This is a genomic window from Pseudomonas sp. CCNWLW23, from assembly GCF_037095675.1.
Lineage (GTDB): Bacteria > Pseudomonadota > Gammaproteobacteria > Pseudomonadales > Pseudomonadaceae > Aquipseudomonas > Aquipseudomonas atacamensis.
Map to the genome: position 1 here is coordinate 89,119 of NZ_JBAWKM010000022.1, position 11,163 is coordinate 100,281.

Consider the following 11,163-nt stretch of genomic DNA (forward strand, 5'->3'; position numbering starts at 1 on the left):
CGACATGACTGCCCTGAAGAACGACCGTTTCCTCCGCGCCCTGCTCAAGCAACCCGTTGACGTCACCCCTGTGTGGATGATGCGCCAGGCCGGTCGCTACCTGCCGGAGTACCGCGCCAGCCGCGCCCATGCCGGCGACTTCATGAGCCTGTGCATGAATCCGGAGTTCGCCTGCGAAGTCACCCTGCAACCGCTCGACCGCTACCCGCAACTGGACGCGGCGATCCTGTTTTCCGACATCCTCACCATTCCCGATGCCATGGGCCAGGGCCTGTACTTCGAGACCGGTGAAGGCCCGCGCTTCAAAAAAGTTGTCAGCACCCTGGCCGACATCGAAGCCCTGCCGATCCCGGATCCGCACAAAGACCTCGGCTACGTGATGGACGCGGTCAGCACCATCCGTCGCGAGCTGAACGGACGTGTGCCGCTGATCGGTTTCTCCGGCAGCCCGTGGACCCTCGCGACTTACATGGTCGAAGGCGGCTCGTCGAAAGACTTCCGCAAGACCAAGGCGATGCTTTACGACAACCCGCAAGCCATGCACCTGTTGCTCGACAAATTGGCGCAATCGGTGACTTCGTACCTCAACGGCCAGATCATGGCCGGTGCACAAGCGGTGCAGATCTTCGATACTTGGGGCGGCAACCTGTCGGCGGCGGCGTATCAGGAATTCTCCCTGGCCTACATGAAGAAAATCGTCAGCGGCCTTATCCGCGAGAACGACGGACGCAAAGTGCCAGTGATTCTGTTCACCAAGAACGGCGGCCTGTGGCTGGAAAGCATCGCCGAAGCCGGCGCCGACGCCCTCGGCCTTGACTGGACCTGCGACATCGGCAACGCCCGCGCCCGTGTCGGCGACAAGGTCGCGCTGCAAGGCAACATGGACCCGACCGTGCTCTACGCCAAACCGGAAGCGATCCGCACTGAAGTCGGGCGCATCCTCGCCAGCTACGGCAAGGGCAGCGGCCACGTGTTCAACCTTGGCCACGGAATTACGCCGGAAGTCGATCCGGAACATGCCGGCGCGTTCCTGCGTGCGGTGCATGAGCTGTCGGCGCAGTATCACGAGTGATCAGCGCCCAGTAAAAAACGCCCGGCCAAATGCCGGGCGTTTTCTTTTGCACGGTCTAATGTCGTACCCAAATCAACTGTGGGAGCGAGCCTGCTCGCGAAAGCGGTGTGTCATTCAACACTGATGTTGCCTCACAAGTGCATTCGCGAGCAGGCTCGCTCCCACAGGGATTTATCTCAGGCTTTGACACCCTGCAACGGCGGCAACTTCGCCAACTTCAACGCCACCAGCAGGGCAATCAGCAACAACGCACCAATGAACAGGCCGATGCCATTCCACCCGCCCAGATGCCAGAACACCCCGCCCGCCGTCCCGGCAATGCTCGACCCGGCGTAATAACTGAACAGATACAGCGACGACGCCTGACCCTTGGCGGTCAACGCGCGCCGGCCGATCCAGCTGCTCGCCACCGAGTGCGCGGCGAAGAAGCCGAAGGTGAACACCAGCATGCCGACGATCACTAGCAACAACGAGGTGAACATGGTCAGTGCCAGTCCGGCGAACATCAGTGCAATGGTCGCCCAGAGCACTTTGCGTCGCCCCAGCTTGTCCGCCAAAGAACCGATTTTCGCCGAGCTGTAGATCCCCGACAGATACACCACCGAGAGCAATCCGACAAATACCTGATCGAGGTTGTACGGCGCCGCCAGCAAGCGGTAGCCGATGTAGTTGAACAGCGTGACAAACGCGCCCATCAGCACAAACGCTTCAAGAAACAGTAGCGGCAGGCCGGCGTCGCGAAAGTGCATGGTGAAGCCGTCGAGCAGGCTGCGCGGGTGCAGCGAGCGAGCGCGGAAGTTGCGCGACTCCGGGAGGATCTTCCAGAACACCGCCGCTGCGATCAGCGCCAGACCGCCGATCACCAGCATCGCAGTGTGCCAGCTGACGAAGTCGATCAGCACGCCGGTGATCAAGCGTCCGCTCATCCCGCCGATCGCGTTGCCGCCGATGTACAAACCCATTGCCAGGCCGATGTGCTGTGGATGGATTTCTTCGCTCAGATAGGTCATCGCCACCGCTGCCAGGCCGCTCAATGACAGGCCGATCAATGCGCGCATGATCAGCACGCCTTGCCAGCTCGGCATCATCGAACTGGCGATGGTGCACAACGCGGCAGCGAACAGTGCGGCGACCATCACCGGTTTACGGCCGATGCGGTCGGAAATCGGCCCGGTGATCAGCAGACCGAAGGCCAACATGCCGGTCGCCACCGAGAGGATCAGGCTGCTCTGCGCCGCGTTGATCCCGTATTCGTGGGACAGCAGCGGCATCATCGGTTGCACGCAATAGAGCAGCGCGAACGTCGCAAAGCCGCCACAGAATAGTGCCAGCACCGTGCGCATGAAGGCCGGCGTGCCTTTTTCGATGTAGATCTCCTGCAGCTCGGCGAGGGCATCGTCGTCGGCTGCGGGCGGGATTTCGTGGGCAAGGGGCGCGACAGCAGTTTTCACTTCAGACCTCGGAAAGCACAGCCGGGCAGGCAATGAAAAAATCATATAGCTGGCTAATGTTTCTATCCAATATATTGTTCGACCTGTTTGATAGCTTCAGCGACCTAATGGTAATCCTATGGAACTGCGTCATCTGCGTTACTTCATCGCCGTCGCCGAAGAACTGCATTTTGGCCGGGCCGCACAGGTGCTGGGCATCTCCCAGCCACCGCTGAGCCAGCAGATTCAGGCGCTGGAGCAACAGCTCGGCGCGCGCTTGTTCGAACGGACCAATCGTCGGGTCGAATTGAGCGAGGCGGGCAGGTTGTTTCTGCAGGAGGCGCGGCTGGTGCTGGCACAAGTCGACAAGGCAGCGGATGTCGCCCGCCGTGCGCAACTTGGCGAGCTGGGTGAGTTGAAGATTGGCTTCACCTCGTCTGCACCGTTCAACTCGACCATTCCGCAGGCGATTTTTTCCTTTCGTCAGCGCTTTCCGGCGGTGCATCTGAATCTGCGCGAAATGAGCAGCACCATGGTCGCCGATGCCTTGGTGGACGAGTCGATCGAGGTGGGCATCATGCGCCCGCTCGGATTGCCGGATTCACTGAGTGTTGTGGAGTTGATGCGCGAGCCATTGGTGGCGGTGCTCAGTTCCAAGCATCCGTTGGCCCAAGGCAGCGACGAAGGCCTGTTTCTCTCGGCGCTGGCGCTGGAACCGTTCGTGTTTTTTCCGCGCAGTTATGGCAGCGGGCTCTATGCACAACTGCTCAGTCTGGCCCGTGATGCCGGCTTCAGCCCGCACTTTGCCCAAGAGGCTGGCGAGGCGATGACCATCATCGGTCTGGTCGCAGCGGGCCTCGGTGTGTCAGTGCTGCCAGCGTCCTACCAACGCATGCGCATCGACGGCGTGGTCTACCGCCCGTTGCTCGATCCCGAAGCGATTTCGGCGGTGTGGCTGGTGCAGCGCAAAGATCAGAAATCACCGATGGCCAAGGCGTTTGTCGAACTGCTGACGCGCAAGGTTGAGCCTCTGACGGTGTGAAGGCCGCTGGCGCTTTCGCGAGCAGGCTCGCTCCCACAGGGAAACGCATTCCAAGGTGGGAGCGAGCCTGCTCGCGAAGGCGTCGGCCCAAACATCACAGATTTCAGGGCAACCGCACCAAATCCCCCTTCAACGCCACCCGCGTGACAAATATCCCCGCCCGGCACTCGTACGTATTCAAATCCTTGCGCACATGCTGGTCGTAGTAACTGACGATATTGACCACTGCATTCGCCCCGACCCGCTTGGCATCAGCCTGCAATTTGATCAGATTCGACTGCAACACCCATTCACACGAAGCCTGATCGCTCTTGTTGAAGCCGTTGGTTTTCAAATCACTGACCACCCCTCGGCGCAGCAACTGCTGAGTGCCCTGCGGCCCGTTGCCGATCAGGTAGAACTTCACACTGCCATCCAGCCGACCGGCGCGAATCGCGTCCGACAGCACGGTTTCGAAAGGCATGTACATGAGGTTGGTGGCATGGCTGGCACTGGGCAGCAGGGCGATAAGCGCAGCGGCCATCAGGGCTTTCACTTGCATGGTCATCTCCTTTGACGGTGAAAGAGAACTGCGAGGGCAGGTACTGAGCCGGGACCTGCTTAAGCGAGTGTAGATGGTGCAAGGGAGCGAGGGGATTGCAGAGAGCTACATTTCCCGTTACGGATCTGCCTTAGGGGAACGCTCGATTTTTGCGCAAAATCGCCTCTTTTCCAGTGAGTGCCACGGATGCCTCTTCGATACCAGCCCAAGGAGGGCAGCGTGCTAATTTGCGATTTCAGAGGCTATGAAGTGCCTGAGATGGTGAAAGTCAGGCCCGTTGTCGTTCTGCGTAAACACCGCAGCAATAGTCTGTTGGTGGGACTGTGATGGCACTGAATATGGCGCCGAGAGGCGAAACGCCAGCCGTTGTCTGCCGATGCATTTCAAGCAATACTGCCTGCGTTCCCGAAAGGGGCTTGTGAGACTCTGAGGATCCTGGGCAACCAGCCATCGCAGAGCCAGGCAGGTAATCGGCGATGACAAGCCAACCTGTCTGTGAAAGGGCGCCGAATGGCGCCCTTTGTCATTTCTGGCGTTTACTGAACCTTCGCCAGATCACCCTTCAGCGCAACGCCCGCCATGATCGCGCCGGCGTGGCATTCGTAGGTTTGCGCGTCCTTGCGCTCGTTGCGCTTGTAGAAGCTGACGATGTTGGTCACGGCATTGGCGCCGGCGTTTTTCGCGGCCTGGTGCAGGCTGATGATTGCCGATTGGGCGACCCATTCGCAGGCGACTTCGTCGGACTTGTTGAAGGCGTTGGTTTTCTTGTTGGTCACAGCGTCGGGGCTGACCACGGTGACTTTGCCCGCCGGGGTGTTGCCGGCCAGATAGAATTTCACGCTGCCATCGATCTTGCCGGAGCGGGTGGCTTCGGCGACGGCTTTGTCGAATGGCAGGTAGACCGCCGTGTCGCGTGCCTGGCTGATCGCTGGCAGGGCGCAGAGCAGCAGGGTGACGGCGGCGAGTTTGTTGAAGTGCATGTAGGTCTCCTTGACCTGGATTGATTCGGTTATGCCCAGCGGCGGAAGATCAACGAAGTGTTGACGCCACCGAAAGCGAAATTGTTGTTCATCACGTAGTCGTGATGCATCTGACGAAACTCGCCGCGCAGGTAATCGAGCTTGCCGCAGTGCGGGTCGACCTCGTCGAGGTTGAAGGTGTGCACGTAACGGTCGCTGTTGAGCATCTCGATGCTGAACCATGACTCCAGCGCACCGCAGGCACCGAGGGTGTGGCCGAGGAAACTCTTCTGCGAACTGATCGGCATGTGTTCGCCGAACAGGCTGCTGGTGGCCAGGGTTTCGGCGATGTCGCCCTGTTCAGTCGCGGTGCCGTGGCCGTTCACATAGCCGATGGCGTCCGGGGTGAGGCCGGCATCTTCCAGGGCCAGCTCCATGGCGCGGCGCATCGTGAGCTGTTCCGGGCGGGTGGTGTGCTGGCCGTCGGCGTTGCTGCCGAAACCGACGATTTCCGCGTGAATGTGCGCGCCACGGGCGAGGGCGTGTTCCAGCTCCTCAAGCACCAGCATGCCGCCACCTTCACCAATCACCAGACCGTCGCGGCCCTTGTCGTACGGGCGAGGGCTGGTCTGGGGTGCATCGTTTTTCAGGCTGGTGGCGTAGAGCGCGTCGAACACCATGGCTTCGGTCGGGCAGAGTTCTTCGGCGCCGCCGGCGAGCATCAACGGCAGGCGGCCGAACTTGATTGCTTCGTAGGCGTAGCCGATGCCCTGGCTGCCGCTGGTGCAGGCGCTGGAGGTGGGGATCAGGCGCCCGGTGAGGCCAAAGAAAATGCTGATATTGGCGGCGGTGGTGTGCGGCATCATCCGCACATAGGAGTTGGCGTTCAGGCCCTCGGCCACCGAGTTGAGCAGCATGTTGCCGAACGCTTTGATCTCGTCAGTGCTGCCCGTGGACGAACCACAAGCAACGCCCATGCGCCCGTCCTTGATCGATTCGTCACCGAGCAGGCCAGCGTCAGCCAAGGCTTTTTCCGCCGCGCCGACCGCCAGTCGCGAAACCCGGCCCATGCTGCGCAACTGCTTGCGGGTCCAGTGCGACGGCACGAGAAAGTCATCGATAGGCCCGGCCAGACGCGTGTTCAGCTCAGTGAAGCGATCCCACTCGTCCATGCGACGAATGCCGCTGCGATTGGCCGCGAAATTGCCGGCAATGGTCGGCCAGTCGCTGCCCAGCGAGGTGATGCCGGCCATGCCGGTGACGACGACGCGCTTCATCAGCACAGGCCTCCGTTGACCGCCAGCACCTGGCGGGTGATGTACGAGGCTTCCGCCGACATCAGGAAATTCACCGCAGCGGCCACTTCCTCAGGGGTGCCCATGCGTTGCGCGGGGATCATTTTCATCAGTTCCTCCACCGGCACGTTTTCGTCGAGCATGGCCGTGTCGATCAGGCCAGGGGCGACGCAGTTAACCGTAATTTTGCGCTTGCCCAGCTCGATCGCCAACGCCTTTGCCGCACCGATTACGCCGGCCTTCGAGGCGCTGTAATTGACCTGGCCACGGTTGCCGATCAGGCCCGACACCGAGGTGATGCAGACGATGCGCCCGGCGGCGCGACGACGGATCATCGGCATCATCACCGGGTGCAGAACGTTGTAGAAACCGTCGAGGTTGGTGCGCAGTACCACGTCCCAATCGTCATCGCTCAGCGCCGGAAACGCGCCGTCGCGGGTCAGCCCGGCGTTGAGCACCACGCCGTAATAGGCACCGTGATTTTCGACATCGGCTTCGAGAATGCTTTTACAGGTTTCACGGTCGGCGACGTCGAATTGCAGGATGCGCGCGCGGCGGCCCAGTGCTTCGATTTCGGCCTGCACCGCTTGGGCTTCGGTCATGCCGCTGCGGCAATGCAGGACGACGTCATGCCCGGCTTGCGCCAGACGCAAGGCAATGGCGCGGCCGATGCCACGGCTGGAGCCGGTGACCAGTACGGATTCAGTCATCGTGCGACTCCTTTGTCTGTTGCAGATATTGGTTGGCTTGTGGCGGACGGAACACGTTCAGCCGGGCGCTGGCATGAATGCCGTCGCCGTGGATGTGACATTCGAATACGCCCATTCCGTTGTCGTCTTCCAGTGAGCGCAGGCCATGGATGGTCAGCTCGCTGCCGGGCGCAAAGGCTTCGACGTTGCACTCGAATTTGCGCGTGCCGAGGAGAAAGCCCAGCTCCGGCGGATTGCCTTTTTGCCGGGCGTGGCAACCGGCGAAAGCGGCGACGCTCTGCGCCATCAGCTCGACGCCGACCCACGCCGGCAGGCTGCCGTCGGGCAGGTTGAACAGGCCATCGGGCTTGACCGTCAGGCGGGTAAAAATCTGCTCATCGTCAAAGCGCTCGATGGCGTCGATCAGGATCATGTCGCCGGCATGCGGCAGCAGTTCGGCGAGCGGCCAGTGGCTCATGGTGCGTCTCCGATAATCAGGCTGACGTTGTTGCCGCCGAAAGCGAAAGAGTTACTCATCAGGTAGCGCGGTGCAATGGACGTCAGGCGTTCGCTCGCGGTCACCCACTTGAGTGGCGGCAGCGCGGGATCGGCCTGGCCGTCCCAGATGTGCGGCGGCAACGCCTGTTCAGGGTTTTCGGCACTCAGGCTCAGCCAGCAGAACGCCGCTTCCAGCGCGCCGGCGGCGCCGAGGGTGTGACCGGTCAGCGGTTTGGTCGACGAGCAGGCGACGCCTTCGGGAAACAGCGCCGCGACCGCCAGACTTTCCATCGCGTCGTTGTGCTGGGTCGCGGTGCCGTGCAGGTTCAGGTAGTTGATTTGCCCGGCTTGCAGATGCGCGCGGCCAAGGGCTTTCTGCATCGCTTGCAGGGCGCCGCGACCGCTCGGCTCCGGTGCGGAAATATGGTGCGCATCCGAGCTCGCGCCCGTCCCCAGCAGGGCGATTCCCGGGCCTTCGCCGCGCTGTTTGCTCATCACGAACAGCACCGCTGCTTCGCCGATATTGATGCCGTTGCGGTTGGCGGAAAACGGATTGCAGCGTTCGTCTGAAACGGCTTCCAGCGAAGAGAAACCGTTCAGCGTGAGCTTGCACAGACTGTCGACGCCGCCGCACAGCACCGCATCGCACAGACCCAGATCGAGCAGACGCTGGGCGCTCATCAGCGCGCGGGCGCTGGAGGTACAGGCAGTGGAAATCACGTAGGCCGGGCCGCTCAGTTGCAGCCATTCGGCGAGAAAATTCGCCGGGGCGCCGAGTTCCTGCTGGCGATAGTCGTACTCGCGAGGAAATTGCTGTTCGCGGATGTAATGCGCCAGACCCCGGCTGGCCTCGTCGATACCCGAGGTGCTGGTGCCTAGCACCACGCCTATGCGCTCGCGGCCGAAGGTCTGGATCGCACGATCGATGTCGGCTCGAATCTGCAGCGCGGCTTCCAGCAGCAGCTGATTGTTGCGACTGCTGTGCTCGATCAGTTCGGCCGGGATCGGCGCCAACTCACCGTGCACGCCGGCGACAGGCAGCTCACGTTCGGCGACCCAACCGGACTCGCGGCGCATGCCCGAACAGTCGCCGGCAAACAGATTGCGCGCGACTTCAGACTTGTCGCGGCCCAGGGCGCAGATCACGCCGAGGGCATTCAGGTAAGCGGTCATGGCGTCGATTCACCTAACTGGGAAACGCGATAGTACGGGCCTTGGGGCAGATTCAATTGGAAGCTCAACGGTTGTGAATAGCGGATGTTCCAGCGCGCCGGCAGTGAACGCTGATCGGCCTGTTGGCGGGCGTCGGGATAATTGCCCAGCAGTTCGGCGGAAGGCGTCAAAGCGAACAGCAATGCGGCGAACAGCTCCCGAGCTTCCGGGTTCGGCGGCAACAGACCGTCGGCCTGCCAGTGCCCGTCGATCAGTTGCTGGCGGGCCTGGGGAATGCCCAGCGGATCCATCATCGACCAGCGCGTGCCGGCGCCTTCGCGCTGGATCACCAGCAGCCAGTCCTGACGCTGCCCGGCCTGCTCGCGCTCGATGTGCAGTTGCAGCGGCAGGGGCAGCGTCGGGTTGGCCGCTGGTAGCGGTGGCTGGCTGGTGCAGGCGCTGAGCAGCAGGGCTGACAAAACGATCACCATCCATGCAGCAAACCCTGTGGGAGCGAGCCTGCTCGCGAATGCAATCTGACATTCGCCACCTTTGCTGACTGATACACCGCTTTCGCGAGCAGGCTCGCTCCCACAGGGTTTCAGGTGTTCAGATCGATAGCCGTACATCAGACAGATTCCTGCAATGGCTTTCGCGCGACGACATTCACCAGCGTCTCTTCACGCTCACCGAATGGCTTGGGTTTGCTCAACCCCAACCGCTCCAGCAAACCAAAATCCTTCGACCGGCTCCACCACAGATACGGGTAGGAAACATTGCGCTCGGCAAACTCGAAACCCTGCTCGCGGATCATCTGCAGATAGCCGGCCGCGCTCTTCTGTACGTGCATCGGATGGCGGAACAGCCAGCGAATCACCCAGGTATCAATGTAAGCCTCGGTGGATTCGGCGAACAGCAGATAGCCGCCCGGCTTGAGCACGCGATAGAACTCGGCCAAAGCCTTTTCCTGCTCGACCAGATGATGGAAGGTCTGGTGGCAGAACAGCAGGTCGACGCTGGCATCGGCGGCGTTGAGCGTGGCGCAATCGCTGCCGATCAACTCGACTGGCATGCCCAGGCGGGTGGCCTCTTCGGCGCTGAGTTGCAGGCTGTGCGGGTCGGCGTCGACACCGATCAGGCGCTGCGGGGCGAAGGTCTGACGCAGGTGGCCGAAGGACTTGCCCTGACCGCAACCGGCGTCCAGCAGCACCGGGTGTTCCGGCAGCGGCTCACTGAACAAGCCACGCAGATCGTTGATCGCCACGCGCAGCACATGGTGCTGCCAGGTGTGGCTGCGCAGGAACCAGAGACCGAAGCGGGTTTCCTCGACGTAGCTGTCGCTCAGGTAATTCATGGGGTGTCCTGCGCGCAGAGTTGGGAAATCATCTTCAGCCGGCGCCGCGCTTCGCTGACAAACGGGTTGCGCTCGTCCCAGGCGTAACCGGCGAGGATCGAGCAGATCATCCGGCGAATTTCCGCCTGGCTGTCCTCGTAGAAAATCACGTCCTGGAAGGTGCCGGCGTACCAGCCTTCGACGTAGCAGCGGAAGGTATCGACGCCGCGTTTCAACGGCTCGGCAAATTCGCTTTGCCAGTCCACCGTTTCACCCTGCAACTGACGGTGCAGCACACCAGCGGCCATGCTCGCCGAACGCATGGCGATGGTCACGCCGGAGGAGAACACCGGATCGAGGAATTCTGCGGCGTTGCCCAGCAGCGCGAAGCCCGGGCCATGCAGGGTTTTCACATTGGCTGCGTAGCCGCCGAGGGTGCGCGCCGGGGTGTCCCAGACCGCGTTGTTCAGAACCCCGGCGAGGCTTGGCGTCTCGGCGATAAAACTGCGCAGGCAGGCATCCAGGTCGCTGTCGCGGCCCTGAAAATGGTCCTCAGCAGCCACCACGCCCACCGAGCAGCGGCCGTTGCTGAACGGGATGGTCCAGAACCACACATCGCGATGCTCGGGATGGGTGGTGACGAGGATCTTTTCACGGTCGAACGCCGGATTGTCGATGTGATCTTCGACATGGGTGAACACGGCCTGACGCACCGGGAAATTCGAAGGTGCTTCGAGGTCGAGCAAGCGCGACAGCACGCGGCCGTAGCCGCTGGCGTCCAGGACGAAATCGGCTTCGACGCGGTACTCGCTGCCGTCTTCGCGACGCACATCAAGGAGTGGTTTCACCTGATCGAAATCGACGCTGACGATCGCATCGCCATAGCGGATTTCCGCGCCTTGCAGTGCCGCTTGATCGGCCAGCAACTTGTCGAAATCGGCGCGCTGCACCTGGAACGTGGTCGGCTTGCCGGCGGTGAAGGTGTCGCCAAAATCGAAGGCGCTGTAGCGCTCGCCCCAGGCAAACGCCGCGCCGGTCTTGCGCTGGAACCCGGCGGCGTTGACGGCGTCGAGCATGCCGGCTTCTTCGACGAAATCCAGGCAGTGGCTGAGCAGGCTTTCGCCAATGGAGAAGCGCGGGAAGTGCTGGCGC

General features: G+C 61.8%; 12 protein-coding genes. 2 read left to right on the plus strand and 10 right to left on the minus strand.

What is annotated here, in order from left to right; all coding sequences use genetic code 11:
- Positions 1–4: 4 nt before the first annotated feature.
- On the plus strand, positions 5–1,072 hold the full coding sequence (hemE, locus tag V8J63_RS23365; protein ID WP_016772044.1) for a uroporphyrinogen decarboxylase: 1,068 nt from the start codon (positions 5–7) through the stop codon (positions 1,070–1,072).
- 176 nt (positions 1,073–1,248) lie between these two features.
- Here the strand turns inward: hemE and V8J63_RS23370 are convergent, their stop codons facing one another.
- Positions 1,249–2,523, minus strand: coding sequence for an MFS transporter (locus tag V8J63_RS23370; RefSeq protein ID WP_336464682.1), 1,275 nt, complete (start codon positions 2,521–2,523; stop codon positions 1,249–1,251).
- A gap of 118 nt (positions 2,524–2,641) precedes the next feature.
- On the opposite strand from V8J63_RS23370, the gene V8J63_RS23375 reads away from it, so the two are divergent.
- Positions 2,642–3,544 (plus strand): LysR family transcriptional regulator, encoded by a 903-nt coding sequence (locus tag V8J63_RS23375; RefSeq protein WP_024011277.1) that lies wholly within the window; start codon positions 2,642–2,644, stop codon positions 3,542–3,544.
- 103 nt (positions 3,545–3,647) lie between these two features.
- On the opposite strand, the gene V8J63_RS23380 is transcribed toward V8J63_RS23375, so the two are convergent.
- From V8J63_RS23380 to V8J63_RS23420, 9 genes are all read right to left on the minus strand, one after another.
- Positions 3,648–4,085: an excinuclease gene (locus V8J63_RS23380; RefSeq protein ID WP_336464683.1), complete on the minus strand. Its 438-nt coding sequence runs from the start codon at positions 4,083–4,085 to the stop codon at positions 3,648–3,650.
- A gap of 536 nt (positions 4,086–4,621) precedes the next feature.
- On the minus strand, positions 4,622–5,065 hold the full coding sequence (locus tag V8J63_RS23385; RefSeq protein ID WP_016772042.1) for a hypothetical protein: 444 nt from the start codon (positions 5,063–5,065) through the stop codon (positions 4,622–4,624).
- A 29-nt stretch (positions 5,066–5,094) separates the two neighbouring features.
- A complete protein-coding gene (locus V8J63_RS23390) occupies positions 5,095–6,321 on the minus strand; it encodes a beta-ketoacyl-ACP synthase (protein ID WP_073471608.1) in 1,227 nt (408 codons plus the stop codon).
- Entirely contained in the window at positions 6,321–7,049 is a 729-nt protein-coding gene (gene fabG / locus V8J63_RS23395; protein ID WP_125917450.1) for a 3-oxoacyl-ACP reductase FabG, read from the minus strand. Before fabG ends, V8J63_RS23390 begins: the two co-directional genes overlap by 1 nt.
- Entirely contained in the window at positions 7,042–7,506 is a 465-nt protein-coding gene (locus V8J63_RS23400) for a hotdog family protein (RefSeq protein WP_073471610.1), read from the minus strand. Before V8J63_RS23400 ends, fabG begins: the two co-directional genes overlap by 8 nt.
- Positions 7,503–8,699: a beta-ketoacyl-[acyl-carrier-protein] synthase family protein gene (locus V8J63_RS23405; protein WP_125925751.1), complete on the minus strand. Its 1,197-nt coding sequence runs from the start codon at positions 8,697–8,699 to the stop codon at positions 7,503–7,505. The genes V8J63_RS23400 and V8J63_RS23405 overlap by 4 nt, the downstream gene beginning before the upstream one ends.
- Positions 8,696–9,169, minus strand: coding sequence for a hypothetical protein (locus tag V8J63_RS23410; RefSeq protein WP_336464684.1), 474 nt, complete (start codon positions 9,167–9,169; stop codon positions 8,696–8,698). Before V8J63_RS23410 ends, V8J63_RS23405 begins: the two co-directional genes overlap by 4 nt.
- Positions 9,170–9,306: 137 nt before the next feature.
- Complete coding sequence (locus V8J63_RS23415) at positions 9,307–10,032, minus strand: class I SAM-dependent methyltransferase (protein ID WP_336464685.1); 726 nt, start codon at positions 10,030–10,032, stop codon at positions 9,307–9,309.
- On the minus strand, positions 10,029–11,163 hold a 1,135-nt coding region (locus V8J63_RS23420), incomplete at its 5' end, for an NAD(P)/FAD-dependent oxidoreductase (protein ID WP_336464686.1). The genes V8J63_RS23415 and V8J63_RS23420, both read right to left, overlap by 4 nt.